25 protein-coding genes are annotated in these 26,264 nt (G+C 73.7%); 16 read left to right on the top strand and 9 right to left on the bottom strand.

The genetic code is table 11. The features are described from left to right. Positions 1–297 precede the first annotated feature (297 nt). Both ACGF15_RS04800 and ACGF15_RS04795 read left to right on the top strand, forming a co-directional pair. Entirely contained in the window at positions 298–804 is a 507-nt protein-coding gene (locus tag ACGF15_RS04800) for an Asp23/Gls24 family envelope stress response protein (RefSeq protein ID WP_345613083.1), read from the top strand. Positions 805–1,060: 256 nt separating this feature from the next. Beyond that, complete coding sequence (locus ACGF15_RS04795; protein ID WP_392797050.1) at positions 1,061–2,002, top strand: DUF6286 domain-containing Asp23/Gls24 family envelope stress response protein; 942 nt, start codon at positions 1,061–1,063, stop codon at positions 2,000–2,002. A 1,110-nt stretch (positions 2,003–3,112) separates the two neighbouring features. On the opposite strand, the gene ACGF15_RS04790 is transcribed toward ACGF15_RS04795, so the two are convergent. Next, positions 3,113–3,688 carry a rhodanese-like domain-containing protein gene (locus tag ACGF15_RS04790; protein WP_392796925.1) on the bottom strand — a complete coding sequence of 192 codons (576 nt, stop codon included), beginning with the start codon at positions 3,686–3,688 and terminating at the stop codon, positions 3,113–3,115. An 83-nt stretch (positions 3,689–3,771) separates the two neighbouring features. Between ACGF15_RS04790 and ACGF15_RS04785 the strand changes: the two genes are divergently transcribed. Further along, positions 3,772–4,059, top strand: a complete 288-nt coding sequence (locus tag ACGF15_RS04785) for a metal-sensitive transcriptional regulator (protein WP_256523006.1) — start codon at positions 3,772–3,774, stop codon at positions 4,057–4,059. 20 nt (positions 4,060–4,079) lie between these two features. Here ACGF15_RS04785 and ACGF15_RS04780 read toward each other — a convergent pair whose 3' ends face one another. The 4 genes from ACGF15_RS04780 to ACGF15_RS04765 form a co-directional block, all read right to left on the bottom strand. Then, a complete protein-coding gene (locus tag ACGF15_RS04780) occupies positions 4,080–4,820 on the bottom strand; it encodes a sulfite exporter TauE/SafE family protein (RefSeq protein ID WP_392796924.1) in 741 nt (246 codons plus the stop codon). Then, complete coding sequence (locus ACGF15_RS04775; RefSeq protein ID WP_345613074.1) at positions 4,817–5,182, bottom strand: rhodanese-like domain-containing protein; 366 nt, start codon at positions 5,180–5,182, stop codon at positions 4,817–4,819. Before ACGF15_RS04775 ends, ACGF15_RS04780 begins: the two co-directional genes overlap by 4 nt. Positions 5,183–5,357: 175 nt before the next feature. After that, positions 5,358–6,719 (bottom strand): rhodanese-like domain-containing protein, encoded by a 1,362-nt coding sequence (locus ACGF15_RS04770; RefSeq protein ID WP_392796923.1) that lies wholly within the window; start codon positions 6,717–6,719, stop codon positions 5,358–5,360. Between the two features lie 1,010 nt (positions 6,720–7,729). Continuing rightward, positions 7,730–9,307 (bottom strand): FAD-dependent oxidoreductase, encoded by a 1,578-nt coding sequence (locus tag ACGF15_RS04765; protein ID WP_392796922.1) that lies wholly within the window; start codon positions 9,305–9,307, stop codon positions 7,730–7,732. Positions 9,308–9,437: 130 nt separating this feature from the next. On the opposite strand from ACGF15_RS04765, the gene ACGF15_RS04760 reads away from it, so the two are divergent. Further along, on the top strand, positions 9,438–9,998 hold the full coding sequence (locus ACGF15_RS04760; RefSeq protein WP_345613069.1) for a TetR family transcriptional regulator: 561 nt from the start codon (positions 9,438–9,440) through the stop codon (positions 9,996–9,998). A gap of 149 nt (positions 9,999–10,147) precedes the next feature. Here the strand turns inward: ACGF15_RS04760 and ACGF15_RS04755 are convergent, their stop codons facing one another. Together ACGF15_RS04755 and ACGF15_RS04750 are read right to left on the bottom strand one after the other, a co-directional pair. Beyond that, positions 10,148–10,222 carry a 50S ribosomal protein bL37 gene (locus ACGF15_RS04755; RefSeq protein WP_374211945.1) on the bottom strand — a complete coding sequence of 25 codons (75 nt, stop codon included), beginning with the start codon at positions 10,220–10,222 and terminating at the stop codon, positions 10,148–10,150. Positions 10,223–10,403: 181 nt separating this feature from the next. Next, on the bottom strand, positions 10,404–11,537 hold the full coding sequence (locus tag ACGF15_RS04750; RefSeq protein ID WP_392796921.1) for a Ku protein: 1,134 nt from the start codon (positions 11,535–11,537) through the stop codon (positions 10,404–10,406). Between the two features lie 41 nt (positions 11,538–11,578). Between ACGF15_RS04750 and ligD the strand changes: the two genes are divergently transcribed. From ligD to ACGF15_RS04705, 9 genes are all read left to right on the top strand, one after another. Next, positions 11,579–12,454: a non-homologous end-joining DNA ligase gene (gene ligD / locus ACGF15_RS04745; RefSeq protein WP_362606162.1), complete on the top strand. Its 876-nt coding sequence runs from the start codon at positions 11,579–11,581 to the stop codon at positions 12,452–12,454. After that, a complete protein-coding gene (locus ACGF15_RS04740; protein WP_392796920.1) occupies positions 12,451–13,407 on the top strand; it encodes an ATP-dependent DNA ligase in 957 nt (318 codons plus the stop codon). The genes ligD and ACGF15_RS04740 overlap by 4 nt, the downstream gene beginning before the upstream one ends. A gap of 82 nt (positions 13,408–13,489) precedes the next feature. Then, positions 13,490–13,921 carry a nuclear transport factor 2 family protein gene (locus tag ACGF15_RS04735; RefSeq protein WP_345613061.1) on the top strand — a complete coding sequence of 144 codons (432 nt, stop codon included), beginning with the start codon at positions 13,490–13,492 and terminating at the stop codon, positions 13,919–13,921. A 339-nt stretch (positions 13,922–14,260) separates the two neighbouring features. Next, positions 14,261–16,354 (top strand): PBS lyase, encoded by a 2,094-nt coding sequence (locus ACGF15_RS04730; protein ID WP_345613059.1) that lies wholly within the window; start codon positions 14,261–14,263, stop codon positions 16,352–16,354. A 61-nt stretch (positions 16,355–16,415) separates the two neighbouring features. Next, entirely contained in the window at positions 16,416–16,754 is a 339-nt protein-coding gene (locus tag ACGF15_RS04725) for a zinc-ribbon domain-containing protein (protein WP_345613057.1), read from the top strand. Between the two features lie 198 nt (positions 16,755–16,952). Further along, a complete protein-coding gene (locus ACGF15_RS04720) occupies positions 16,953–18,335 on the top strand; it encodes an FtsW/RodA/SpoVE family cell cycle protein (protein ID WP_392796919.1) in 1,383 nt (460 codons plus the stop codon). Beyond that, the gene (locus ACGF15_RS04715; protein WP_392796918.1) at positions 18,332–19,789 is read left to right on the top strand and encodes a penicillin-binding transpeptidase domain-containing protein; all 1,458 of its coding nucleotides are present in this window, start codon (positions 18,332–18,334) and stop codon (positions 19,787–19,789) included. Before ACGF15_RS04720 ends, ACGF15_RS04715 begins: the two co-directional genes overlap by 4 nt. A 61-nt stretch (positions 19,790–19,850) precedes the next feature. Then, complete coding sequence (locus ACGF15_RS04710) at positions 19,851–20,924, top strand: amidase family protein (protein ID WP_392796917.1); 1,074 nt, start codon at positions 19,851–19,853, stop codon at positions 20,922–20,924. Beyond that, the gene (locus ACGF15_RS04705) at positions 20,921–21,439 is read left to right on the top strand and encodes a DUF3291 domain-containing protein (protein WP_392796916.1); all 519 of its coding nucleotides are present in this window, start codon (positions 20,921–20,923) and stop codon (positions 21,437–21,439) included. Before ACGF15_RS04710 ends, ACGF15_RS04705 begins: the two co-directional genes overlap by 4 nt. Positions 21,440–21,571: 132 nt before the next feature. Here the strand turns inward: ACGF15_RS04705 and ACGF15_RS04700 are convergent, their stop codons facing one another. Continuing rightward, on the bottom strand, positions 21,572–22,687 hold the full coding sequence (locus tag ACGF15_RS04700) for a ferritin-like domain-containing protein (RefSeq protein WP_345613047.1): 1,116 nt from the start codon (positions 22,685–22,687) through the stop codon (positions 21,572–21,574). A gap of 191 nt (positions 22,688–22,878) precedes the next feature. Between ACGF15_RS04700 and ACGF15_RS04695 the strand changes: the two genes are divergently transcribed. Genes ACGF15_RS04695 through ACGF15_RS04685 form a run of 3 tightly spaced genes read left to right on the top strand, consistent with a single transcriptional unit; the run spans position 22,879 to position 24,867 of the window. Beyond that, positions 22,879–23,814 carry a diiron oxygenase gene (locus ACGF15_RS04695; RefSeq protein WP_392796915.1) on the top strand — a complete coding sequence of 312 codons (936 nt, stop codon included), beginning with the start codon at positions 22,879–22,881 and terminating at the stop codon, positions 23,812–23,814. Between the two features lie 38 nt (positions 23,815–23,852). Beyond that, the gene (locus tag ACGF15_RS04690) at positions 23,853–24,581 is read left to right on the top strand and encodes a TetR/AcrR family transcriptional regulator (protein WP_345613043.1); all 729 of its coding nucleotides are present in this window, start codon (positions 23,853–23,855) and stop codon (positions 24,579–24,581) included. A gap of 10 nt (positions 24,582–24,591) precedes the next feature. Beyond that, a complete protein-coding gene (locus ACGF15_RS04685) occupies positions 24,592–24,867 on the top strand; it encodes a hypothetical protein (protein ID WP_362606135.1) in 276 nt (91 codons plus the stop codon). A gap of 145 nt (positions 24,868–25,012) precedes the next feature. On the opposite strand, the gene ACGF15_RS04680 is transcribed toward ACGF15_RS04685, so the two are convergent. Further along, positions 25,013–26,248 (bottom strand): styrene monooxygenase/indole monooxygenase family protein, encoded by a 1,236-nt coding sequence (locus ACGF15_RS04680; protein ID WP_345613040.1) that lies wholly within the window; start codon positions 26,246–26,248, stop codon positions 25,013–25,015. Between the last annotated feature and the right edge of the window lie 16 nt (positions 26,249–26,264).

The following is a 26,264-nucleotide window of genomic DNA, read 5'->3' as shown; positions in this document are numbered from 1 at the left end:
TCTCGGGACTGCCCCACCCGCCCTGCCCTGCCGGGGGCCGGACCACGCCTCCCTGTGGGAAGGGAGTTGCCGCCCGGGATTCGGGCGGGCCTCTGGCGAAGCGCGGGATGTCGTACCTGCACGCCGGCCGAACGGCCCCGTGGACTCGTCACGGCGCCGTGCCGCTCGGTCCTTGGCATGCCGCGGCGACCGGCGGCCCGTCAGCCGGGAACGCTCGCGGACTCGCGCGTCACACATGTCCGGCCGGTGTGTCTGACGAAGTGAGAGCCAATACCCCTCCGCAGAAAGGGCTGTGCCATGACGATGCAGACCACCACGTTCGAGAAGGACCTTTCCGCCCGGCAGAGCGCAAAGGCAGCAGCACACACGGCCACCGCTCTATCAGCCGGCGTCACCGGCGTGGATCAGCCGGCCGCGAACCGTGGGAAGACTTCGATCGCGGACGTGGTGGTAGTGAAGGTGGCCGGGATCGCCGCGCGTGAAATCCCCGGAGTACATGACATGGGAGGCGGCTTGTCGCGCACGATCGGCGCGGTACGCGATCGTGTTCCGGGCGGCAGGCCGAACGTGGGACGGGGCGTGAAGGTCGAAGTCGGAGAGCGCCAGACCGCGATCGACCTGGACCTCGTCGTGGAGTACGGGGTCACCATCACCGATGTCGCTCACGACGTGCGCGAGAACGTGATCTCCGCAGTGGAACGTATCACCGGGCTGGAGGTGGTGGAGGTGAACATCTCCGTCAACGACGTCCACCTGCCAGAGGACGACGGGGATCACTCCGTCGCTGACTCCCGTGTGGAGTGACCGAGTTCCCGACGGAGCGGCACCAACCCGACAGGAGCAGGCTTGTGAAGACGCCAGGTCTCGGTACGGCCGCAGGTATGGCTCTGGGGTTCGCCGGCTTCTTCGGTGGCTTCGTCGCTCTCCTCTTGGTGGCGGCCCTGGGCGCGACCGGTTGGGCCATCGGTCACTGGGTCGACGGTGGCGGACGGATCAGCGATCTGAGGGACGTGTACGAGAGAGGTCCTCGGTGACCGACCCCGTAGAGCGCGGCGCAATCATGATCTCTGACACGGCCATCCGTCGGATCGCCGAACGGGCGGCAGAAGAGGGGCTGTCCCTCACCGGCTCCGGTAGCACAAAGCGATCCACCACCGTGCGCCTCGGTCGCTCGGGACTCTCCATCCGCGTCTCATTGCGCTACCCGGTTCCGCTGTCGGATGCTGTGCATCGAGTTCAGGAGCATGTGCTTGCGCGTACTCGGGAGCTGACCGGGTGCGAGGTAGCCCGCCCGCGCATCACCGTCAGCGTCCTCTCACCGCGTTCTCCTTCAGGCCTCCTTCTGGAACAGGTCGGCACAGGCCAACCAGCACCGGAAGCGGCTTTCGGTAGCCGAACACCGCTGCGCTGGTGGTCGCAACGTCAGCTGCCTTCGGCGCTGCTGACCATGCCGGTCGCTCTCGCAGCAGCGCTCCTGGTGCTGGACGTCTTCGGGACGCCGATCGGAGGATCCGCCGGGAGCGCGGAAAGCGGATGGGCACTCTCACGGCTCGGGGGCCCAGCGGTGACGGCCATGGCCGGAGCGGTCGCCGCGCTGGGGCTCGCGATGATCGCCTTGGCCCTGACTCCGGGCCTTCGCCGTCTCCACACCCTCGCGTCGACGGCTCGCCTGCGAGCAGCCGTCGACCGGCGCGCACTGGAGGCACTCGTACAGGACGCCGCAGAACGCGTGACCGGGGTGAGCACCGTGCGGGTGCGTCTGCGAAGGCGGCGGATGGCGGTGCGGGCGGAGCTTGCCTTCGGTAGCCGTGCAGCTGCACTGGACTTGGCGCGACGGGAGGCCGTCACGGCTCTGGCAGGGTGCCGATTGCATCGAACACCGCGCTTGTCACTCAATGCCCGCCTCTCACCTGCCTGGGTTCCGGAACCAGCGGCGGGGAGCACCGCTGAGCGGCAGGTCTTCGATCCTCTCCGCATCTGCTCCGAGAGCCACGACCCGTAAGGAGGGCACCCCCCTGATGTTCCACTGCCGAACGGCTGTGAACCGTACCCTGCTCGGTCTCACGGGACTGGTGCTCGTGATCGTGGCTGCCGCGGTCATGTCGTCGGTTTGGGGCCTGGGGCTTCCCCCGTGGGGGCCCGGCTTCGCGCAGCGCACGGTGTTCCTGGAGGAGGTGAGATCCGTAGCGATCGACCTGAGTCCGCCCTGGAGCCCTCAGTTCATGGCGGCCGTACTCGCCGTAGTGCTCGTGTGCGGTCTGTGGTCCGCCCGGCAGTTGGGAGACGGCAGGCGTTCCCTGCTGGCGCTGCAGGTGGCCGACGGTGCGGTACGAACCAAGGCACTGGAGGATGCCGTGGCGTGGCAGGCGGCTGGCATCAGCGGCGTCGATTCCTGCCGTGCTCGGCTTGCGGGACCGTCCGGGAAGTTGTGTCTCCACCTGGATGTCCGACTACGGCAGGGGGTCGCACCAGGCACCGTCCTGGCGACGCTGGAGGTAGTGGTGGCCGAACTGGAGAAGGCACTTGCCCCGGGCCACCTCCGGACACGGGTGCGTTTCGGAGCCCCACGCAGGGCCCGTGGGGTGGGCATTCTCCCGACCCGGTCGTCACGAGGCCGGAGAGTGCGGTGAGCGTCCTGCCAGCGGGAGGTTCGGGGACGACGGCTGGCAGGCGAAGGCCGTCGACGGACCAGCAGGGCAGGGACCACCAGAGGCCGAACCTCAAAGGGCATCGTGCTCCTCCGCCGGGGCTTGACCGGCTCCGCCATCGAATCGCGGCCATGCGAGCCCCGGTCGGCCCGTCAGCCTGTGGCGGAACTGCAGAACCAGTCCCGACGGCGGCAGCAGAGGCGACAGACATCGCGCAGCGGTCTCTCCGCGAGTGGGGTGCCCTCCTTCCCCAGGGGAGGACGGCACGCGGGACCTCTGTGTCGCGCAGTCGCTCGTGGCGACACCTGCTGCCTCCCACGCGCACACAGGAGACCGGGCCGGTCCGCCTTCGCCGAGCCAGCGTCGTGCACGTCGCGAGAGGGCCGCCGGAGGTTCCGAGCCCTCATGAGGACGTCTCGGTAGGGCGCTGCGGCATGCCAGCAACTGCTCGCACAGCGCTCGGGTCAGCGGCTGCGCAAGGCGGCGAGGGACTCCTCAAGATCCACGCCACGGGGTCGGTTGTGGGGGAGTTTGGCGAGCAGGGCAGCCATGCCGCATGTGTTGGTCAGAGCCGAGAAGACGAGGCCCGCCGCGATCCCGGCCGAGACGAGCTGGAAGGCCGGGTGGACGAGAACCCCGAGGAGTACGCCGAGGAGCACGACGGCACCTGCGGTCAGGCGCACCTGGCGCTCCATACCCCAGGCGGCCCGCGGTGCGCCCTGCGGGCGGTGCAGTTCGTGCCCGTCCGCGGCCCACGCCCCGGTGCCGCCGGAGAGTGTGGCCGTCGTGACGCCATTCTCCGCGAGGATCCGGCAGGCGTTGCCGGAGCGCGCCCCCGAAGCGCAGACGACGAGGACGTCTCCACGGTCGGCCGCATGCCGGATGTCCGGCAGGGCCTGTGCGATCCGGTCGAGGGGAATGTTGAGGGCACCGGGCACGTGTCCGCCGGCGAACTCTCCCGGGGTGCGGACATCGATGATGGTCAGCTCGTGCAGGCGGGTCCGGGCCTCGTGAATGGCGAGGGCCTCAGGCGTCGTCATGGCAGATGTCATCCTTGTGTGTCGGCGGAGCCCCCCAACGAGGGCACCAGAGTACCCCTCGGGGTATTTCGTGAGGAGTTGTCGTGGAACTTGATCTGGCCGGTGCCGAACTGAAGGCCGTCCTCAACCGGCTGCGCCGGGCTCAGGGCCAGATCGCCGGAGTCATCCGGATGATCGAAGAGGGCAGGGACTGCGAGGAGGTCGTCACCCAGCTGGCGGCCGCATCCCGCGCACTCGACCGGGCCGGCTTCGCGATCATCGCCACCGGACTCCAGCAGTGCCTGACCGGCATCGAGGACGGCAAGCAGTCAGGCGAGGACCGGGACGCGATGCGCAGCCGCCTGGAGAAGCTGTTCCTGTCGCTGGCCTGACCTGGTGGCGGCGTTCAGGTTCAGACGATCACGTCGATGAGCATGAAGGCCGCCACCATCAGCAGGACACAGGCGAAGATCCGCTGCAGGGCCGCGCCGGAGACCTTGGAGGCAAGACGCTTCCCGTCCCAGGCCCCCAGGACCGCCGCCCCGGCAAAGGGCCCGATCACCGCCCAGTCCAGCGCACCGCCCGTTCCCGCGCGTGCCGCCAGTGCGGCGAGCGAGTTCACGGTGATCACCAGCAGACTGGTGCCCACTGCCTGGCGCATACGCAATCCGAGCACGCCCACCAGGGCGGGGACCGCCAGGAAGCCGCCTCCCACCCCGAGGAATCCCGTCACGGCTCCCAGCCCTGCACCCGCTCCGGCAGCCTTGACAGGTCGGACCGGCCCCGAGGGGCCGGCGGCAGGGCGCAGCATTCGCACAGCGGCCAAGCCCGCAATGACGGCGAAGGCACCGGTGAGCAGCGCCGGGGCCAGCCGCCCCGCGACGGCACCGGCGAGGAAGGCCGGACCGATGCCCGCCGCGGCGAACAGCGCACCCGTCCTCCAGGCCACGGCGCCGTCGCGGGCGTGCGCGTACAGAGCCGTGGCGGAGGTCGCCGTGACGATGACGAGGCTTGCCGTCGTGGCCGCGACGGGAGTGAAACCGAGCAGGTAGATCAGGGCCGGAACGGCGAGGACACTGCCACCGCCACCGAGCGCCCCGAGGGCCAGTCCGACGACGGCGCCGGCAATGAGGGCGAGGACGAGAGCGGTCACGCGATTCGGCCGCTGTTCCCGCGTTCATCGACGACCGGGTATCCGGCGGAGGCCCACGCGTTCATGCCTCCCTCGACGTCCACGGCCTCCGCGCCGCGCTCCACGAGGAGCTGCGCCGCACGCTGGGAGCGCCGCCCGCTGCGGCAGATCACCACGAGGGGCAGCTCCTGCGCGGCACGCGGCAGGGACGCACCCGCCACAAGGTCCGTGAGCGCGGCATGCACCGCCCCGGGAGCGTGCCCCGCGCTCCACTCCGGCGCTTCGCGTACGTCGAGAAGGACGGCACCTGGCCGGTCCCCGCGAGTGCGGCTGTAGGCCTCGCCTACGCTGAGGCGCGGCGTGTTTCGGCGGGACAGGAACATGCTGGGCTTCCTTCCGTGTCGGGTCGGGTGAGGGCCGGACAGAGGTCCGACCGGTCGGCGCGGGCCGCGCCGGGCGGACTCGCGCCGATCCGGAAGGCGACCGCGGGTCGCACGGTCTCCGGGCCCGGATCGACGGCGTTGATGGCTGCCGCGCCCGGGTCGACGGGCGTCAGAGTCACGCCGGAACGAGCGGTAGGCCCGCAGCACTGGCGGCCTCGAAGTCGTCGTCGACAGCGACCACCTCGCGCCCGGCGGCATCCAGCAGCGAGGCGGCGATCGCGGCGCGCATGCCTCCGGCGCAGTGCACCCACACCGTGCCCTCGGGGACCTCGTGAACGCGGCGGGTCAGCTCGTGCACGGGAATGTGCACGGCGCCTTCGATCCACCCGTCCGCCCGCTCGGAGTCCCGGCGCACATCGAGCACCACGACCTGGTCGACCCCCTGCTCGGCGAGCCCGGCGAAGGTGGCACGCGGAAAGCTCGCCGGCTCCTCCCCGGCCCGGAGCCAGCCCCCGGGGCCCCCCGTGGCTGCTGCGGCGGGGCGGTCGATGCCGACCCGGACGAGTTCCCGCTGCGCGGCGGCCAGCTGGTCGGCATCCGCGGCAAGCAGGGTGACCGGCTTGCCCCAGGGGATCATCCAGGCGAGGTAGGTGGCGAGACTTCCGTCGGCCTCGAAGTTGAAGGAACCGGCCACATGGCCTTCGGCGAAGGCGAGGCGGCTCCGCAGATCCACCACCCATTCCCCGGCCGCGAGGCGGGAGGCGATCTCCTCCGCGTCGGCGAGGGCGGGCGGGGTCAGATCCACCGGCGCCGGGCCCCTGGCATTCGCCGGACCCATGTGGGCGTAGTAGGCGGGCACATCGTCGAGGCCGCCGAGCAGGTCGGCGACGAAGGTGTCGACCTCGGTGGTGAGCGCCGTGTTCGCGGCCTTCTCCTTGCCGATCGTCGTGGTGTCGCCTCCGTCGGCCTGCGCAGAGGAACAGAAGCTGCCGAAGCCGTGGGTGGGCAGGACCGCGGTGTCGTCGGGCAACGCGGCAGCGAGGCGGTGGGCGGATGCGTGCTGGGCGCGTGCGAGCTGCTCGGTGAGCCTGGGCTCGACCAGGTCCGGTCGGCCGACCGAGCCGACGAGAAGGGATCCTCCGGTGAACGCCGCCACGGGGGTATCGCCGTCGCTGAGCACATAGGAGGTGTGGTGGGGCGTGTGTCCGGGTGTGGCCATCGCGGTCAGGACGAGACCGGAGTCGACGGTGAAGGAGTCGCCGTCGGACACGGGAGTCCTGGCGAAGGACACCCTCGCCCCGGACGGTACGAGGTACGCCGCACCGGCGATCCGAGCGAGTTCGAGGCCGCCGGTGAGGTAGTCGTTGTGCACATGCGTCTCGACCACGTGGGAGATCCGTACACCGCGGCGCACGGCGGCGGCCAGCACCCGGTCGATGTCCCGCGAAGGGTCCACCGCCACCGCCGTCCGGCTCCCACCGGCCAGATAGCTGCGGTTTCCGAGGCCTTCCAGCTCGATGGTGTCGACGAAGAACACGGGGAACCCCTTTCCCGATTGATTACCCCAGGGGGTATTACACCCACCCTAACACCAGTACCCCAGGGGGTATATTCCGCTGTCGCGGCGACCACCTCGCCCACCGAGTACCCGACACGCGGCCGAGGATGCACGGCCCGGCGCCGATCACGGCGGCATGCAGGCGCACGGGCTGACCCCGGAGCCGCTGCGCAGCGCCGACAGACCCCGGCCGGCGGCCGAACGGAGCACCTGGACTGTTGCGTTCGGATCGGTTCCGCTGACTGAGGTTGCCGTTGATGATGTCCATGCAACAAACCGCATCAGCGCTGCGATTTCGGTCTTCGGTGCCCTTGCCGGCGTCTTGCTGCTCGGCGGTGCCGTTCGCGGGTACCGCTCCGGAGCATCGGCCCTCTGGATCGCGGTGGGAGCTGTGATCCTCTTCAGCGCCCTGTGCTCGCTCGTACGGGATGTGCGGCGGCTTCGCGCCGGGCCGACCGTCTGAGGGCGGTACCGGAAGCAGCGCGCGGCCGACGCCCTGCGGAAGGGCGCGGCCGGGACGGGACGGGGACTCGGGCCGCTCCCCCGCGCCAAGCGGAGGCGGCTCCCGGACCGTCCGGGTCACCTCGGGCGGAGCGACGCCCTCGGCGCCCTGCCGGGAAGGCGGGAGGTGGCAGCGAGGGCCGGGCAACCGCGCGGCGGCCCCTCCGCCGAGACGTCCACCCCGGGCCGTCATGGGCGGGCGACTGCGCTTCCGCCCCAGCAGCTTCCCCGCACGAGCGGCGGGCGCCCGACGGCCGCCCCTCCACCGGCAGGGGCGGGGAGGCGTCGGGCCTCCGCACGAGCCCTCCGGCACCGAGGCGGGGATCAGCCGGGGCGCCCCTGGCGGAGCGCCGCACGCCGACCCGGCGCCCCGGGTCGGGCGGCCGCGCCCTCCCACGCCGCCGGTGCCCACCGACGCCGACGCCGGTGCCGACCGCGACCCCGGAGGCCGGAGCGGTACCCCGGCGCCGGCCCCACCCCTGCCGCTTTCACCCCTTCCCGCCCCCCGACGGGACCGCATAGCCGTCGGGCCGGACCAGGAGCGTGTCACGGCGGGCCGGATCGGCCCAGGTGGCCCGTATCAGGCGCCCACCCGCCACCGGGGAGGTGCGGGGCAGGCCGGGGACCTCGCCGGACGGGGCGACGAGCACGAACGCGCGGTCCCGCAGCAGTTCGTAGAGCCTGCCCTCGCGCAGGGCCAGGTCCGGAACACGCCGGGCACCGGGACCGTAGGAGATGCCGATGCCCGTGATCATGCCCATGACCCGCGCGGAGGCCGGACGGACGGCGTTCAGCAGCCCCGCCGCGAGCCCGCGGGCCGCGCGCTGGAGCGGGGTGCGGGCCATGGCGAGACGGACGATGGCGCCACTGCTGCGCAGCACACGGGCCCCGACGGGGTGCCGTTCTCCGTGGTAGCTGTCGAGCAGCCCCTCGGGGTCGGACGCCTCTCCCCGCAGGACCGCCGCGAGCTTCCAGGAGAGGTTGGCCGCATCCTGGAGCCCGGTGTTCATGCCCTGCCCGCCCGCGGGAGAGTGCACATGCGCGGCGTCTCCCGCGAGGAAGACACGGCCGACGCGATAGGAGGGCACCTGGCGCTCGTCGCTGTGGAAGCGGGACATCCAGCGGGGTCCGTGCATCCCGAAGTCGCTGCCGAGAGCCTTGCGGGCGATCGCCCTGACCTCGTCGAGCTCCACCGGCGCGCCGTCGGGGGCCTGGTGCCCGCGGTCCCAGCCCATCACCCGGTACCAGCCGCCGCCGAAGGGGGTGATGAACGCGAAGGCGTCCCCCGAGGCGGCCACGGTGAGCAGCCCCTCGGGCTCCTGCGCCAGCCGGACGTCGGCGAGGACGATGGAGCGCACCACGGACACCCCGGGGAAGGGCAGGCCCAGCGCACCGCGCACCGCGCTGCGCAGGCCGTCGGTGCCGACGAGGTAGCGGGCCCGCAGTGCGGGCGCCCCACCGGCGAATTCGGCGGTGACGGAGTCGGCGTCCTGGCTCAGACCGCGCAGCTCCACCCCGTACCGGAAGCGGACCCCAGCGGCGAGCGCCCTGCGCTCCAGGAGCCGTTCGACCTCGAACTGCGGGGTGATCAGCAGGAAGTCGAAGCGGGAGGACAGCCGACCGAGGTCGAGCGTGAGCCGCCGGAAGAGGCTCAGCTCCGTGACGGGCGTGCCCGTGGCGACCAGTTCGTCGGCGAGGCCGCGGGCGTCGAGCTGCTCCAGGGTGCGGGCGTGCACCCCGAAGGCACGCGTCAGGTTGCTGATGCCCTGCTCCCTGCGCTCGACGAGCGTGACCCGCAGCCCGGCGGCGGCCAGGTCCCCGGCGAGCAGCAGCCCGGTCGGCCCCGCGCCCACGACGAGGACGTCCGCGTCGGTGCCGTCGGCGGCCCTCACCGGGGCCGCGGCGGGGACCGGACCCGCGCCGGGGCCCGCGCCCTCGCCCGAGTCCGGGACCGGACCCGCGCCGGGGCCCGCGCCCTCGCCCGACTCCGGGACCGGCTCCGAGTCCGGGACCGGCTCCGGGACCGCGGCGGCGCCCGGGACGTCGCGTGTACCCCTCGTGCTCATCACTGCCTCCAGGTGTGCCTACGACCGTTGACCAACAGATGTAGGCCAACGCTTGTTGGTCAACGCTTGTTGGTCAACCTAGAGCACCCCGGAGTGACACGTCAACACCCGTTGGCCTACTGTTGTTGGCATGACGACCGCACGCCGCTCCGACGCCACACGCGCCGCGATCCTCGAAGCCGCCCGCGAGCGCTTCGCCTCCGACGGCTACGAGCGGGCGACCATCAGGGCCATCGCCCGCGACGCGGGGATCGACCCCTCGATGGTCATGCGCTACTTCGGGAACAAGGAGGGGCTGTTCGCCGCGGCCTCGGCCATCGAGCTCGAACTCCCGGAGCTCGGCGCCCTGCCTTCCCGGCACGTCGGCGCGGCGCTCGTCACGCACTTCCTCGACCGGTGGGAGCGGGACGACGTGCTCACCGGACTGCTGCGCGTGGGGGTCACCAACGCAGCCGGAGCGGAGCGGATGCAGGCGATCTTCGCGGAGCAGCTCGGCCCCGTCGCACTCGGCGTCTGCCCCGAGCCCGCCGAGGCCCCGCGCCGGGCCGCGCTCGCCGCGTCCCAGATCCTCGGGATGGCACTCGCGCGCTATGTGCTGCGCCTGCCGCCGGCGGTCGAACTGTCCCGCGACGAGGTGATCGCCTGGCTGGGCCCCACCGTCCAGCGCTACCTCACCGCCGAGCGGCCGTAGGGCCGCCCCTCCGCACCGCGGCGGCGACCCCGCAAGGGGGCCGCCCGCCGCCACCGCGCCCCGCCGGTTCGACGCGCACGGGCCCCGGGCCGGCGACGTCGGACCGTACCCCGCCCCCCCAGCCCCCGACCCCCCGATCCCCCAGGTGCTCAGGCGTTGGGGCGCTTGCCGTGGTTCGCACTCTTCTTCTTGCGCGCACGGCGCTTGTTGCCTCGCTTCGACATGACGACACCCCCTCTCCGCATATCGGTCATTCCGGGCGTCGATCAGTCTAGGTTCCGAGGTCGCCCGGCGCACCGGGGAGGCGGCCCTCACGCACGGCGGCGCGCCGGGGAGGCGGCCCGCCACACACGGCGGGGCACCGTTGGAGCGTCCACGGGTGCCCTCCGGCGAACCGGCCCCGCGTCAGGCGGAACTCCGGCGGCGGGACGCCGTCTTCTTCGCGGCGGACCGGCCCCCGGACGCGGCCCCCGGCTTCGCACCGGACCCGCCACCCCCCGACGCGGACGCCTCGGACGCCCCCGACCTCCCGGAGGCCCCCGACTTCGCGGAGGCCCCGGACTTTCCGGAGGCCCCGGACCGCGCCTGCTTCGACGCCGCCTTCCCGGCCGCCTTCGACGCCCGCGCCGTGGACTTGGCCGGAGCCGCCCTGCCACCCTCCCCCTTCTTCGCCGTGCGCGCCGTGGACTTCTTGCCGCTCGCCGCCTTGGGAGCCGAGCGGCCCGCGATCGGGGTGACCCCGGCGACGCCCCCCTCCTCCCCTCGCGCCTCCTTCGCCGCGCGCACGCTGCCCTCCAGCGCGGCCATCAGGTCGATGACCCGCCCCCCGTCGCCCTCGCCCGACTCCGGCACCGGGACGGCCCCGCCCTCGGCCTTGGCGGCGATCATCGCCTCGACGGCCTCGCGGTAGTCGTCGTGGAGGGACTCCAGGTCCACCTCGCCGAGCGTGTCCATGAGAGCGTCGGCCAGATCCAGCTCGGCGTCGCGCACGGTCACCTCCACCTGCGGCGCCACCCCTTCCGGTGCGCGGATCTCGTCCGGCCACAGCAGGCCGTGCATGGCGATCACGTCGTCGACGACGCGCAGCATGCCCAGGCGTTCGCGGCCCCGGAGGGCGAACTTGGCTATGGCCACCTTGTTGCTGCGCTTGAGCGCCTCGCGGAGCAGGGTGTACGGCTTGGCGGCCGGGGCCCCGTTCGCCGAGAGGTAGTACGCGGCGTCCATCTGGAGCGGGTCGATGTCGGCGGCGGGCACGAAGGCCACGATCTCGATCGTCCTGGCGGTCGGCAGCGGCAGCGCCGCAAGGTCCTCGTCCGTGATGGGGATCATCGAGCCGTCGGCGTCCTCGTAGGCCCGGCCGATCTCGGTGTTGGACACCTCCTTCTCCTCCAGCTCGCAGACCTTGCGGTAGCGGATCCGGCCGCCGTCCGCCTCGTGGATCTGCCGGAAGGACACCGCATGGCTCTCGGTCGCGTTCACGAGCTTGATCGGAATGCTCACCAGACCGAAGGAGATCGCCCCGTTCCATATGGATCGCACGCTATGTCCCTTCCCTACCGGAATCATGGGATTCTCATCGTATGACGCCGATCACAGAGGTGGCGGGCCGGCGGCTGGCGCTGAGCAACCTGGACAAGGTCATCCACCCGGCGACCGGGACGACCAAGGGCGAGATCCTGCACTACTACGCCGTGGCGGCACCCGCGATCCTGCCCCATCTGCGCCATCGGCCGGCCTCGTTCCTGCGCTACCCCGACGGCCCCGACGGCCAGGTCTTCTTCACCAAGAACCCGCCCCCCGGGACGCCCGAGTGGGTGCGCACGGCACCCGTCCCCCGGTCGGACGACCCCGGCGCCCGGCAGATCGTGGTGGACGATCTGCCGACCCTGGTCTGGGCCGCCAACCTGGTCACCGAGTTCCACACCCCCCAGTGGCGGGCGGACGCCCCGGGCCTCGCCGACCGCCTGGTGCTGGATCTCGACCCGGGGGCGCCCGCCGGGCTGGCGGAGTGCTGCGAGGTCGCGCTGTGGCTGCGGGAGAGACTCGCCGGGGACGGCCTGGACGCCTACGCCAAGACCTCGGGCGCCAAGGGGCTGCACCTGCTGGTCCCCCTGGCGCCGACGCCCTCGCGGGAGGTGTCGGCGTACGCGCGCTCGCTCGCGGTCGCGGGGGAGGCGGCGCTGCCGGGGCTGGTGCTGCACCGGATGACCCGGGCCCTGCGCCCCGGGAAGGTGTTCGTGGACCACAGCCAGAACGCCGCCGCCAAGACCACCGCGACGCCCTACACCCTGCGAGCCCGCCGGGAGCCCACGGTGTCGGCGCCGGTGACCTGGGAGGAGGTGGAGCGGCGCGGGCCGCTGGTCTTCCGTCTCGGGGACATGCCCGCCCGGCTCGAGCACCACGGAGACCTCCTCGCACCGCTCACGGACCCCGGGGCCGGGGGGCGGCTGCCGTGAGCACCCTCCGGCCGCCGCTGCGGGTGGCCACCGCGGAGCCGGTGGCCACCCTGCCGAGGGAGGCGGGCCTGGCCTACGAACCCAAGTTCGACGGGCATCGGATGGTGCTCTTCGCCGCCGACGGGAGGGCGGTGCTCCAGGCGCGGTCCGGGCGGATCGTCACGGCCGCCTTCCCCGACCTGGAGCGAGCCGCCGCGGCACTGCCGCAGGGGACCGTGCTCGACGGAGAGGTGGTCGTGTGGCGGGACGGGCGGACGGACTTCGCCGCGGTCCAGCGCCGGGCCGCGGCGCCCCCGGGGCGCGCGCCCGCCCTGGCCCGCGCGCTGCCCGCCTCGTACGCGGCCTTCGACCTGCTGGCCGAGGGCGGCGAGGACCTGCGGCCACTGCCGTACGGGCGGCGCCGGGCGCGCCTGGTCGCGCTGGTGGGGCCGCTGGGGCCGCCGATCCAGCCGGTGCCGATGACACGCGACCCGGGCGAGGCGCAGACCTGGCTGGAGACCCTGCCCGCGCTCGGCGTCGAGGGCCTGGTGGTCAAGCGGTGGGACCAGCCGTACCGGAGCGGGGCACGGGCATGGCGCAAGCTGCGGCGCACCATCGGCAGCGACGCGGCCGTCCTGGGATTCACCGGCAGGCCGGAGCACCCCTCGGCACTGGTGCTCGCCGTGCCCGGCGAGGCGGCACCCCTGGTCTCGCGTCCGCTGACGCCCGCCCTGCGCGCCCAGGCGGCGGCCCTGCTGCCCCGTTGGACGGCGCCGGGGACCGGCACGGCGGTGGCGCCCGGCCGCGGCGAGATCGGCTACCGCCCGCTCTCCCCCGGCCTGACGGCGGAGGTGGAGGCGGGGACGGCACGGCATCCGGTCGCGACGGTGCGGCGGCTGAGGCTGCCCGAGGAGTTCGACCCGGGGGTGCCGGGCGAGCGCGACCCCGGGGGCGGGGGTACTAATAAAGTTTGACTAGTGGGGTCGGAGGGCGTACGGTCACCGCCGCCCCCGGCCCTCCGCCGGGTGGGCCCGCCGAACCTCCCGAGGAGTTGTGATGACCCTGCTTCCCGACACCGGCTACACCCCCACCCCCGAGGACCGTGCGGGCCTGGACGCCTGGTTCGCCGACTACGACGAGGCCAGTGCGGCACGCGACGTCGAGCGCATGGCCGATCTGGCCGTCTTCCCGCTCAACCTGGTGAGCGACGACGCATCGGGCCACGGGGCGTGCGCGCAGTGGGACCGCGGGCGGTACACGGAGACCATGCGGCAGGTACTCGCCGAGGCGGGGGAGGCCGGCATCTCCTTCGAGTCGGAGCGCACGCCCGTCTTCCTGTCGCCGGCGATGGCCGTGGTGTTCACCGACTCGACCATGACGGCGGGCGAGACGGTGCAGCGGCTGCGGTACGCCGACATCCTCATCCGGCGGGGCGACGGCTGGGCGTTCCAGACGATGATGCAGGGCGGCTGGGGCGGCGCCCTGTAGCCCGGGTCCGCAAGGGCCGTCCGGGCGGTCCGCACGGGCCGTCCGGACGCCCGGCGGGGGACCACCCTGATCCGGCCGTTGTGCCCCCGGCACGCGGTGACAGCGGCGGCGCCCGGAAGGTCCGTTACGGCACGACCCGTCCTCGGCCCCGCCCGCACTGCGGGCCCGAACTCCCCCCGCGGGCACCGCCGCAGCGGCCCCGGGAGCGGCACGGGCGCCCGGAGGGCCCGCCGGGGGCGGCAGCCGGGCGGCGCGATACCGGTCGCCTTCCCCGGGACGTGGGGCACACTCTCCCCAGACACAAGGACGGGACGAGAGTTCTTGGGATGGGGGCAATTGGTGTTCGCAGGGATCGACGAGGTCGACTGGGCAGCGCTGGAGCATGCCTACGGCCCGGCCGACGGCGTGCCGGGATTACTGCGGGGACTGGCCTCCGCCGACGCCGCGGAGAGGGAGGGCGCCCTGGACTCGCTGTACGCCACGGTGCACAGCCAGGGTGAGGTCTTCGACTCCACACTCGCCTGCATCCCCTACCTGATGGAGTTGGTCGCCGACCCCCTGGTGGAGGACCGCGGCCCCGTGGTCGAGCTGCTGACCAGCATCGGCGGCATCGACCTGGACGGGGACGACGAGCTGGACCCGGAGGACGAGGAGTTCGAGGACGCCGCCAACTACGCCATGGCGGCCTCCGCGGTCGCCGCCGGCTCCGAGGTCTTCCTGCAGCTGGCGGGCGACCACGACCGCGAGGTGCGGCTGGTGGTGCCGCTCGCGCTGGCCACGCTGCACCCCGACCCGGTCAGGGTGCTGCGCCTGCTGCGCGGACGCCTGCCGGTCGAGACGGACGACGAGGTCCGGCTCGCCTGCATAGAGGCGGGCGGGCGGATAGCGCTCCGGCACCGCGACCTCACCCCCGAGGTCGTCGACTGGCTCATCGGGGTGAAGGAATCGGGCTACTGCGCGGGGCTGCGCCTGGGCGCGCTGGCCCAGCTGGCGCGCTGCTCCCCCGCCTCGCTCCCCGCCGACGTGGTCCCCTGGGCGACCGGCGTGCTGCGCGAGATGCGGGCGGCGCCCGTGGTGGTGGCCGCCTCGTCGGAGCCGCCCCCGCCGCTGACCGGGGCGGCCCGCGAGATACGGGCCGCGGCGGTCGCCGGACGGGTCGCCCCGTGGACGGCCGGGCTGCTGAGGACCCTGCACGCGGGCCTGGGCGACCGGGTGGACGACCGCATCGCCCTCCTCGCCGACCAGTTGTGCAGCCCCGACCTCAGTCAGCGCATCGACGCCGTGCGCATGAGCGAGGAGCTGCTGCGGACCTGGCGCGGCGCCTACGGGGAGCTGGTGGCCCTGATCGGCGAGCAGCTCGCCGACCGGGACCCGCACCTGCAGGACGCCGCCGCGGCCGTCCTGGGCGGCCTGTTCCAGCTGGCCGCTCCGGCGGCCGACGCCCTGCTGGAGCAGCTGAACACCGATCCGCGCTGCTGGGTGCGCTCCGGCCCCGACGGACGGGACGCACTGGGCGCCCCGGTCCTCGCGCTCGCCCGGGCGGGCGATCCCCGGGTGGTGCCGATCCTGGCCGAGATCCTCCGGCAGGGCGACACCCCCGCCGACCTCGCCCGCTCCCTCGACCGGCTGGGCACGGCGGCGGCGCCGCTCGCTCCCGCGCTCTGCGACCGCCTGGCGCGCCTGGGCCTCGACGGAAGGCTGCCGGAACGGGCGGAGCCGCTGCTGCGGGGCCTGGCCGCGGTGCGGGCCGCCGACATACTGCCCGCGGCCGTCCCCGCGGTGCTGCGTGTGCTGCGCGGGGCCCCCGCGTACGGCAGGGAGCAGGTGGTGGCCGGTGCGCTGCGCACGCTGGCCTCCTTCGGACCGGCCGCAGGGGAGGCGGCGCCCGTGCTCCGGACGCTGCTCATGCCCTCACGGACGGCGGACGGCGGCCTCCCGGCGGCGCTGAACGCCCGGGCGGCCGGCGCGCTGTGGGCCATCGACCGCGACGCGGACACGGCGCTGCCGGTGCTGTGCGAGGTGCTGAGCGGCCGGGACGAGGGGGCGCGGCGCACCGCGGCGTCGGTGGCGGGACGGCTCGGCGACGCCGGTGCCGCGGCCGCACCGCTGCTCGGCTCGCTGATGCGCTCCGCGGAGCCGTGGACCCGGGTGGAGTCGGCCGCCGCGCTCTGGCGGGTGACGGGTGACCCCGGTCGGGCCTGGCCGGTGCTGCGCCGGGCGTGGGAGGAGCTGCCGTACGCACGGCCGCGGGTGGCGGCCGTGCTGGCGGAGCTGTCCACGCGGGGCGCCGAGGGCGCCGACCGGCTGGTCGACCGCGAACTCCTGTCGCCGCGACGGCACAACGCGCTGGACGGCGGCACGGGGGTTCATGACATCTTTGCGGACGAGAGGCTGCTGGCACTGTGCCGGCAGACGGTCACCGGCGGGCCGTGAGCATGCCGCCCGGACGGCGGCGCCCGGTGGGCGCGCACCACGACGAAGGACGAGGCACCACATGATCATCTTCGGTACCAAGGGCTATCTGTACCAGCTGGCCGTCCTGACCCTCGTCTGCGGCCGCTGCGGCAACCCCGCGGCGCACACCCTGCGCAAGCGGGTCACCAAGTTCACCCTGTTCTTCGTCCCGCTGTTCCCGTTCTCGACGAAGTACACGACGCAGTGCACCTTCTGCGGGGCCGAGCAGCAGACCACCGCCGCACAGGCGGAGCAGCTCCGGCAGCAGGCCGGAGGCGGGCAGGCGGCGCCGGGCCACGCGGCCGGGTACGGGGCGGGCCCCGCGACCGGACCGCAGTACGGGCAGGCCCACGGGCAGCACAACCCCTACCAGAACTGAGGAAACGTCACTTCACGGGCGAGGCGGCCCGGCCCGGCCGGGCGCGCCACCCCTTCCCCCGGGACGCCACCGGCACCCCGAGGCCCCGTCCCCGCCGGGAGGACACCCTGACAGGAAGTCACACACAACCCCGCCACCAGAAGAACGCACCGTGACATAAGCGGACAAGAACTCCGTGCGCTTGCTACGTTGCGTGGCATGACCGCACTGACGGCGGAGGCTCCCCGGCACGCGCCGCCCCGTGCCAAGCGGCGAGGGGTCGAGCTGTCCCTCCTCGTCTGCGCCGTCCTCGTCTGCGTCTACGGGTACGCCGCCGTGGGACTCGCGCGGCACGGGGCCGTACCGCCGGACACGGCGGGCTACGCGGCGGGCCTGGGCGCCCTCGCGCTCCTCGGTCACCTCGTCGTCCGCCTGCGCGCCCCCTACGCCGACCCGCTCCTGCTGCCGATCGCCGTCCTGCTCAACGGCATCGGCCTGGTGCTCATCCACCGGCTCGACCAGGAGACCCCGGGCGAGCCCGCCGCCCCCACCCAGCTGGTCTGGTCGGCCCTCGGCGCGGTCCTCTTCGGCGCCGCCGTCATCGCCGTGCACGACCACCGGCGCCTGCGCCGGCACGCCCGCACCGCCGGGGTCGCCGCCCTGCTGCTGCTCGGCGCCCCGATCCTCTTCCCCTCCGTCAACGGGGCCAGCATCTGGATCCGGGTGGGCGGTCTGTCCCTCCAGCCGGGCGAGTTCGCCAAGGTGCTGCTCACCGTGTACTTCGCCGCCCGGCTGGCCGCCCACCGGCCGAAGCCCCCGCACACGGGCCGCCGGCCGAAGGGCACCCGGGGGCCCTTCGGCCGGACGCTGGCTCCCGCGGCCGCCGTGTGGCTGCTGAGCATGCTCGTGCTGGTCGTGGAACGCGACCTCGGCACCTCCCTGCTGTTCTTCGGCCTCTTCGTCGTCCTGCTCTACGTCGCGACCGGCCGGATCGGCTGGATCGGCGCCGGTCTGCTGCTGGCCTCCGCGGGCGCCTGGGCGGTCGGGTCGCTGGAGCCGCACGTCCACAGCCGGGTGGCGGACTGGCTCGACCCGTTCGCCTCGATCACCGCAGGGCAGGGCCCCGGCCAGCTCGCCCAGTCGCTGTTCGCCTTCGCCCACGGCGGGATGTCCGGCACCGGGCTCGGGCTCGGGCACTCGGCCCTGATCGGCTTCGCCGCCAAGTCGGACTTCATCCTGGCCACCGTCGGCGAGGAACTCGGCCTGGCCGGGCTGACCGCCCTGCTCCTGCTCTACGCACTGCTGGTGGGCCGGGGCTTCCGCGCGGCGCTGGGCACGGCCGACGCCTTCGGCACCCTGCTCGCGGTCGGGCTGTCCTCGCTCCTCGCCCTCCAGGTCTTCGTCATCGCCGGAGGTGTCACCGGGCTCGTCCCGCTCACCGGCATGGCGATGCCCTTCCTCGCACAGGGCGGCTCCTCCGCGGTGACCAGCTGGGTGATCGTGGCGCTGCTCGTACGGCTGAGCCACGCGGCCCGGGCACCGCGCCCGGCGGCCGCCGCCCCCGCCGACCGGCCCCCGGCCCGTCCGGCGGTGCTGCGGTGAACCGCTGCACCCGGCAGGTGGCCGCGGTGTTCGCCCTGCTGCTGGCCGTCCTGCTGGTGAACACGGCCCGCGTCCAGCTCGTGCCGGGCCCGTCCCTGCGGGACAACCCGGCCGACCTCAGGGACGACATCGCCCGGTGGAGCCTGCCGCGCGGGGACATCGTGGTGGACGGGCGGCCCGTGACGGGCTCCCGGGACACCGGGCGGAGGCTGCGCTACGAGCGGACCTACACCGACGGCGCCCTCTACGCGCCCGTCACCGGGTACGCGTCCCAGCGCTACGGCACCTCACTCGTCGAGAACCTCCAGGACGGCATCCTGGCGGGCAGCGACCCGCTGCTGTCGCCGCTCCCCCTGCTCGACGGCCTCGGCAGCCGACGGCGGCCGGGCGGGCGGGTCGTCACCACCATCCGGGACGCCGCCCAGCGGGCTGCCTTCGAGGGGCTGGACGGCCGCCGCGGGGCGGTCGCCGCGATCGAGCCCGCGACCGGGCGGATCCTCGCACTGGTCAGCAGCCCCAGCTACGACCCGTCCGCCTTCTCGGGTGCGGGCGAGGCAGCCGCCGGCGCCTGGACCCGGCTCAACGGCGCGGCCGACCGCCCCCTGCTCAACCGGGCCATCCGGCAGACCTATCCCCCCGGCTCCGCCTTCAAGATCGTGACGGCCGCGGCGGCGCTGGAGTCCGGGGTGGTGGAGGACGTCGACGCCCCGACCCGCACCCCTCACCCCTACCTGCTGCCCGGGACGGCCACCGTGCTCCCGGACGCGGCCGAGGGCTGCGAGGACGCCTCCCTCTCCTATGCCGTCCGCTGGTCGTGCAACACCGTCATGGCCCGTCTCGGAGCCCGCGTCGGCCTCGCGGACATGGTCGGGACGGCGGTGGCCTTCGGCTTCAACGACACCGGGCTGCGCATCCCCGCGGCGGTCGCCCGCTCCAACTTCGACACGGACATGTCCCCCGACCAGGTGGCCCTCTCCTCCATCGGGCAGTTCAACACCACGGCGACGCCCCTGCAGATGGCGATGGTCGCGTCCGCGGTCGCGTCCGGCGGCACCCTGCGCAGGCCGTACCTGGTCGAGACGGCGACCCGCGCCGACGGCGACCCGGTCGCCCACTACGGGCCGGGGGCCGGCCGGCAGGCGGTGAGTGCCGCGACCGCCGCCCGCCTGCGGGAGCTGATGGTGCGGGCGGTCGAGGACGGGACGGGCGGGCGCGCCGCGATCCCGGGGGCGGTCGTCGGCGGCAAGACGGGCACGGCCCAGCACGGGGTCGGCAACGCGGGCACGCCCTACGCCTGGTTCATCTCCTGGGCGCGGGCCGAGGACGCGCCGCAGCCGCAGGTGGCGGTGGCGGTGGTCGTCGAGGACGCCACCGGGGACCGCGCGGAGATCAGCGGAGGCGGCAGCGCCGCACCGATCGCCCGCGCCGTGATGGAGGCCGTGCTCTCCGGCTGAGCCCGCGGGAGCGCCGTGCCCGGGTGCCCGGCCCCGGGCAGACTGGGGCACGGGAGGGGACATGGAGGAGATCCGCAGGGCACTGGAGGAGATCGACCGGCGGGACGCCGGGCTGAGCGCCTTCGTCGAGGTGTGGAGAAAGGCGGCCTCCGCCGCCCGGCCGGATCCGTCCGCCGAACTGGCCGGGGTGCCGCTCGCGGTCAAGGGCCGCTCGGGGCTCCGCGCGCACACCGCCCGAAGGCTGGTGGCCGCGGGGGCGGTGCCCGTGGGCGCCACCGCCGTCCCCGGGCCCGGCACCCCCTGGCGCACCTGGGGACTCGGAGCCCATGGACCGACCAGGAACCCCTGGCGGAGCGACCGCACCCCGGGGGGCTCCTCCGCCGGGGCGGCCGTCGCGGTGGCCACCGGCATGGCCGCTCTCGCGACCGGTGGCGACGGCGCGGGGTCCGTGCGGATCCCGGCGGCCTGGTGCGGGGTGTTCGGGTTGAAGACGAGCAACGGGCTGCTCCCCTCCCCCGATCCCTCCGGGCTTGCGGCCCCCGGGCTGCTGGCCCGGACGGCGGCCGATGCCCTGACCGCACTGCACTGCCTGCTCGGCGCTCCCGGCCCGGAGCCCGGGACGGACCCGGCACCCGGGGCGCCGCTGCGGGCGGTGTGGTCGGCGGACCTGGGGTTCGCCGACGGGGTCGACCCCGGGGTCCTCGCGGTCGCCGAGGCCGCCGTGGGGCGCCTGGAGTCGGCGGGCCTCCTGGCCACCACCGGCCCGGGCCCGGTGCTGGCGGACCCGGCGGACGCCTGGCGGGCGGTGCGCGGGGGCCGCCCGGAGGAGGCGCGCGCCGTGCGGGAGGGCAACGACCGCGTACTGGACGCCCTGTTCGCCTCGGCCGAGGTCCTGGTGACCCCCACCACGCCCAACCGGCCGCACGGCCACGACGGCCCCGGACCTGACCGCTACTCCACGGCTCTCACCTGGGCCTTCAACCTCAGCGGCCATCCCGCGGCCAGCATTCCGGCGGGCTTCACCCCGGACGGCTGCCCGGTCGGGCTCCAACTCGTCGCGCCCAGGGGGTCGGACGTCTCACTGGTCGGGAGATCCGTTGCGCTGCAGCGGGTGCTGACTACCCTGCGCCCATGACCTCCTACGAACTCGCCCAGGTGAACATAGCCCGGCTCAAGCACCCGCTGGACTCCCCGGAACTGAAGGACTTCGTCGACAACCTGGAGCCGGTGAACGCCGTCGCCGACGCCTCCGACGGCTTCGTGTGGCGCCTGAAGGGCGACACGGGCGACGCCACCGAGGTGCGCGTGTTCGACGACCCCTCGATCATCGTGAACCTGTCGGTGTGGCGGGACCCGAACGCCCTGACCGCGTTCATGTACCAGGGCATGCACCGGGAGCTGCTCGCCCGGCGCTTCGAGTTCTTCGAGCGCGTCAAGGAGGCCATGACCGCACTGTGGTGGGTGCCCGCCGGGCACCGGCCCTCCGTGGCGGAGGCCGAGGAGCGGCTGCGGCACCTGAGGGAGCACGGCCCGACGGAGCGGGCGTTCACCCTGCGCACCTCGTTCCCGCCGCCCGCGGCCGGCACGGAGCGGTCCGGGGACGGCTGCGCACCGGAGGGCGAACGGGCCGGGGCGGCGGCCTCCGGCTGACCGCGCCCGCACGGGGGCCGCGCCCTGCGGGCGCTCCCGCCCCGCAGGCCCCGCGGGGCGGCGGTGCGATCGCCGCGACGGTCCGCGCGCGCCCCGGTCCCGGGGACCGCGCCGACCGGGACCCGGAGTGCGCTACGCCGCCCCCTCCGCGCCGCCCTCCGCGATCGCGGTGGCCACCTCGGCGACGCGCTCGTGCTCCTCGGCGGCGAAGCGCTCGCGGTCGAGCCGGTCGGCCATCTCCTCGTCCTGGGTCATCAGCAGGTCCAGGTTGGCGTCCCCGAGGTCGAAGACGCCCATGTCCAGATACGCCTTCTGCAGGCGCTCGCCCCACAGCCCGATGTCCTTCACACAGGGCACGATCCGGCTGAAGAGCAGCTTGCGGAAGAGGTGCAGGAACTCCGACTGCTCGGTGTACTCCTCCGCCTCCTTCCGCGGGACGCCGAAGTTCTCCAGGACCTCCAGTCCGCGGAGCCGGTCGCGCATCAGATAGCAGCCCTCGATGACGAACTCCTCGCGCTCGCGGCGTTCGGCGTCGGTGAGCCCGCGGTAGTAGTCGCGCAGCGCCATGCGGCCGAAGGCCACGTGGCGGGCCTCGTCCTGCATGACGTAGGTCAGGATCTGCCGCGGGAGCGGCTTGGTCGTGGTGTCGCGGATCATCCCGAAGGCGGCGAGGGCCAGCCCTTCGATGAGGACCTGCATGCCGAGGTAGGGCATGTCCCAGCGGGAGTCCCGGAGGGTGTCTCCGAGCAGGGCCCGCAGGTTGTCGTTGATCGGGTACAGCATGCCGATCTTCTCGTGCAGGAAGCGCCCGTAGATCTCGGCGTGGCGGGCCTCGTCCATGGTCTGGGTGGCCGAGTAGAACTTGGCGTCGAGGTCCGGGACCGACTCGACGATCCGCGCGGCGCACACCATCGCGCCCTGCTCGCCGTGGAGGAACTGGCTGAACTGCCAGGAGGTGTAGTGCTTGCGCAGCTCGCCCCGGTCCCGTTCGGTCAGGCGTGCCCAGTGGCGGGTGTTGTGCAGGGGCAGCACCTCGTCGGGGGTGCCCAGCGGGTCCGTGGGGTCGACCTCCAGCTCCCAGTCGATGCGCTTGGCGCCGTCCCACTGCTTGTCCTTGCCCTTCTGGTACAGGGCGAGGAGGCGGTCGCGGCCGTCGTCGTACTCCCAGCTGAACCGGGCTGCCCCGTCGGCGGGCACCTGCCAGAGCAGGGAGTCGGGCGGGGTGGTGTAGCGGTCCTGTGTCGACACCGGGCGGCTCCTTCGCCTCACGATCCGTTGGCGCATTCCCTTACGTGCTCACCGCTGTGCAATTACCTGTGGGCAGCGTCACATGGCGGTAGACGGTCAGTCAACAAGTCGTGCGGAAGGGATTGACGGGCCTGCTGACAGGGAGTCTCATAACTCTCGGACCCGGTAAGCCCAGTGACGAGGTGCCCGCCATGACCCCCCTCAGCACCCGCGGCGCAGAGCCGCTCCGCGACGCCCTCGGCCTCCTCCGGGACCGGGAGCAGGTCGCCGCCCGCCTGCTCGAGTCCTCCGCCAGGCACTCCTTCGACCCGGACCGCGAACTCGACTGGGAGGCCCCGGCGGAGGAGGGCAAGTGGTTCTGGCCCCCCGAGCTCGTCTCGCTGTACGACACCCCGATGTGGCGGCGGATGTCCGAGGAGCAGCGCCGGGACCTCGCGCGCCACGAGGCCGCCTCGCTGGCCTCCCTGGGCATCTGGTTCGAGGTCATCCTGATGCAGCTGCTGGTCCGTCATATCTACGACAAGTCGCTGACCAGCAACCACGTCCGCTACGCCCTGACGGAGATCGCCGACGAGTGCCGCCACTCGATGATGTTCGCCCGGCTGATCCGCAAGGGAGGGACCCCCGAGTACCCCGTCCCCCGCGTCTACCACAACCTCGCCCGGGTGCTGAAGACGGTGTCCACCACGCCGGGTTCCTTCGCCGCCACGCTGCTCGGCGAGGAGATCCTGGACTGGATGCAGCGGCTGACCTTCCCCGACGAGCGGGTGCAGACACTGGTGCGCGGGGTGACCCGCATCCACGTGGTGGAGGAGGCCCGCCATGTGCGCTACGCCCGCGAGGAGCTGCGCCGCCAGATGGCGACCGCACCCCGCTGGGAGCGCGAGTTCACCCGGCTGAGCTGCGGGGAGGCGGCCAGGGTGTTCTCCGTGTGCTTCGTGAACCCCCGGGTCTACGACAACGTGGGCCTCGACCGGCGCCAGGCCGTCGCCCAGGTGAGGGCGAGCGGCCACCGGCGCGAGGTGATGCAGTCCGGGGCCCGCAGGCTGACCGACTTCCTCGACGACATCGGGCTGCTGCGCGGTCCGGGGCGCAGGCTCTGGAAGAGCTCGGGCCTCCTCGCCTGACGAGCGGTGGGCGCGGGCACGGCGGCTACCCTGCGGGCATGACCAGTCCCGCATCGGCCACCCCCGCCTACCGCAGGCTCAGTGTCGAGGAGCGCCGTGCCCAGCTCCTCGCGGCGGCTCTCGGCCTGTTCGCCCACCGGCCGCCCGAGGAGGTCTCCCTCGACGACGTGGCCGAGGCGGCGGGCGTCTCCCGGCCGCTCGTCTACCGCTACTTCGCCGGCGGCAAGCAGCAGCTCTACGAGGCGGCCCTGCGCTCGGCGGCCGAGGAGCTGGAAGGGTGCTTCGCCGAGCCCGCCGACGGGCCCCCCACCGACCGGGTGGCCCGCGTCCTCGACCGCTACCTGCGCTTCGTCGACCAGCACGACACCGGGTTCACCGCCCTGATGCGCGGGGGCAGCGTCGCGGAGACCTCGCGGACCACCGCGATCGTGGACGGGGTCCGCCGGGCGGCGGCGGAGCAGATCCTGCGCCACCTCGGCGTGACCCGCCCGGGGCCGCGCCTGGGCATGATGGTCCGCACCTGGATCGCCGCCGTGGAGGCCGCGTCGCTGATCTGGATCGACGAGGGCAAGCGCCCCGGGGCGGACGAACTGCGCGACTGGCTCGTGGAGCACCTCGTCGGCCTGCTGGGCGTCACCGCGGCCGGCGACGAGGAGACCGCGCGGGCCGTGGCCCGCCTGCTGCAGCAGGAGCAGCGGGGCGGCCGCATCGGGAGCCTGGCCGGGCGGCTGGGCCCCGTGGTGGGCGGCGCGGCCCACCTGCTGTGACACTGTCCGGGTGAGAAGCGAGAACACCCCCTTCAGCGGCGGCCCGCTCGACGGGCGCGTCCTGCCCGTCCTGGTCGGGCCCACCGGACACCCGCCGAAGTGGTACCGGATCCCCGTCCCGAACGACGACGGCGCCCCCGAAACGGTGCACGTCTACCGCCGTGTCCCCGCGGGGTACAGCAAGCGGCTCCACCTGCAGCAGGGCTGGAGGTACGAGTACGCCCCCGGGGGTGTGGAGCGGCGCGAGATCCGCTGGCCCTGGTCGAAGCCGAAGGACCCGGGGTAGGGGCTGCCGCGCAGCCCCGGACGGCCGCCCCCCACGGCACCTCCCGGGCGGTGCCGCCCACGGCCCACCCGAGCCCGCACCGCTCCGCGGCCCCTCCCCTTCCCGCCCGGGACCGCGGCCGCGGGCGGGCACGGCTCGGGCCCCGTCAGGCCCCGGCGACCGAGGCCAGGTAGGCGGCGGTCCGCTCCGGGTCGTAGAAGAAGTCCTCGAAGTCCGCCGGGTCGTTGAAGCCGTTCGCGAAGCGGTCGGCGACAGGCTGGTGGGCACCGGCGGCGCCGATCAGGCCGAGCACGTGCTCCGGCGGCGCACCGAGCATCGCGTTGGTCCACTTGGTCACGTGCCGTGCCGTGTCCCAGTAGCGGTCGAAGGCGCCGCGCATCCACTCCTCGTCGAAGGGCCGGTCGCCGTGCGCGGTGATGGAGTCCAGGTAGGAGGCGGCGCACTTGGCGGCCGAGTTGGAGCCCTGCCCGGTGATCGGGTCGTTCGCCACCACGACATCGGCCACACCGAGCACCAGTCCGCCGCCGGGCAGCCTTCCCACGGGCCTGCGCACGGTGGGGGCGTAGCGGCCGGCGAGGGTGCCGCCCGCGTCGGTGAGTTCGACCCGGGTGGCGCGCGCGTACTCCCAGGGCGTGTACTTCTCCATCAGCTCCAGGGTCAGCGACAGGTGCTCGGCCGGGTCCCGGACGCCCCGGAAGACGTCCAGCGGGCCGCCGGGGACACCTTCCCAGAAGAGGATGTCGGCGCGCCCGGAGGTGGTGAAGGTGGGCATCACGAACAGCTCCCCGACACCCGGCACCAGGTTGCAGCGCACCGCGTCGTAGTCCGGGTGCTCCGGGCGGGGCCCGAGGCCGTGCACATAGGCGACGGCCAGGGCGCGCTGCGGTGCGGAGTAGGGGGAGCGGTCGGCGTCCCTCTCGAAGAGGGAGACCAGCTCGCCCTTGCCCGCCGAGACGAGGACCAGGTCGTAGGCGCGGGAGAAGTAGTCGAGGTCGGAGACGGCGGCGCCGTGGATGACGAGCTGCCCGCCGCGCCGGGCGAAGGTCTCCATCCAGCCGGCCATCTTGACGCGCTGGTCGACGGACTGGGCGTAGCCGCCGAGGCGGCCGACCCAGTCGACGGCGCGTCCGCCGTCGGGCCCCGCGACGGACACGCCGAGGCCCTCGATGCGGGGCGCCTGGGACTCCCAGAAGTTGATCCCCAGGTCGCGCTCGTGCTGGAGCGCCGTGTGGAACATGCACTGGGTCGACATCACACGGCCGGACCGGATCTCGTCGGCCGTGCGGTTGGACATCAGGGTGACCTCGTAGCCCTGGGACTGGAGGCCGAGCGCGAGCTGGAGACCGGACTGCCCGGCTCCGACGACGAGTATCTTCCGCATGGCGGTGCTCCGTTGG

The sequence above is a fragment of the Streptomyces sp. NPDC048001 genome, from assembly GCF_043203115.1.
Taxonomy (GTDB): Bacteria; Actinomycetota; Actinomycetes; order Streptomycetales; family Streptomycetaceae; genus Streptomyces; species Streptomyces sanyensis.
This window is presented reverse-complemented; position numbering and strand designations above follow the sequence as displayed.

Excerpts from the sequence above, each read along its gene's own strand:
- ACGF15_RS04800 (WP_345613083.1), top strand. The coding sequence starts at position 298 with ATGACGATGCAGACCACCACGTTCGAGAAGGACCTTTCCGCCCGGCAG.
- ACGF15_RS04795 (WP_392797050.1), top strand. The coding sequence starts at position 1,061 with ATGATCTCTGACACGGCCATCCGTCGGATCGCCGAACGGGCGGCAGAA.
- ACGF15_RS04790 (WP_392796925.1), bottom strand. The coding sequence starts at position 3,688 with ATGACGACGCCTGAGGCCCTCGCCATTCACGAGGCCCGGACCCGCCTG.
- ACGF15_RS04775 (WP_345613074.1), bottom strand. The coding sequence starts at position 5,182 with ATGTTCCTGTCCCGCCGAAACACGCCGCGCCTCAGCGTAGGCGAGGCC.
- ACGF15_RS04765 (WP_392796922.1), bottom strand. The coding sequence starts at position 9,307 with ATGAGCACGAGGGGTACACGCGACGTCCCGGGCGCCGCCGCGGTCCCG.
- ACGF15_RS04760 (WP_345613069.1), top strand. The coding sequence starts at position 9,438 with ATGACGACCGCACGCCGCTCCGACGCCACACGCGCCGCGATCCTCGAA.
- ligD (WP_362606162.1), top strand. The coding sequence starts at position 11,579 with ATGACGCCGATCACAGAGGTGGCGGGCCGGCGGCTGGCGCTGAGCAAC.
- ACGF15_RS04735 (WP_345613061.1), top strand. The coding sequence starts at position 13,490 with ATGACCCTGCTTCCCGACACCGGCTACACCCCCACCCCCGAGGACCGT.
- ACGF15_RS04725 (WP_345613057.1), top strand. The coding sequence starts at position 16,416 with ATGATCATCTTCGGTACCAAGGGCTATCTGTACCAGCTGGCCGTCCTG.
- ACGF15_RS04720 (WP_392796919.1), top strand. The coding sequence starts at position 16,953 with ATGACCGCACTGACGGCGGAGGCTCCCCGGCACGCGCCGCCCCGTGCC.
- ACGF15_RS04710 (WP_392796917.1), top strand. The coding sequence starts at position 19,851 with ATGGAGGAGATCCGCAGGGCACTGGAGGAGATCGACCGGCGGGACGCC.
- ACGF15_RS04705 (WP_392796916.1), top strand. The coding sequence starts at position 20,921 with ATGACCTCCTACGAACTCGCCCAGGTGAACATAGCCCGGCTCAAGCAC.
- ACGF15_RS04695 (WP_392796915.1), top strand. The coding sequence starts at position 22,879 with ATGACCCCCCTCAGCACCCGCGGCGCAGAGCCGCTCCGCGACGCCCTC.
- ACGF15_RS04690 (WP_345613043.1), top strand. The coding sequence starts at position 23,853 with ATGACCAGTCCCGCATCGGCCACCCCCGCCTACCGCAGGCTCAGTGTC.
- ACGF15_RS04680 (WP_345613040.1), bottom strand. The coding sequence starts at position 26,248 with ATGCGGAAGATACTCGTCGTCGGAGCCGGGCAGTCCGGTCTCCAGCTC.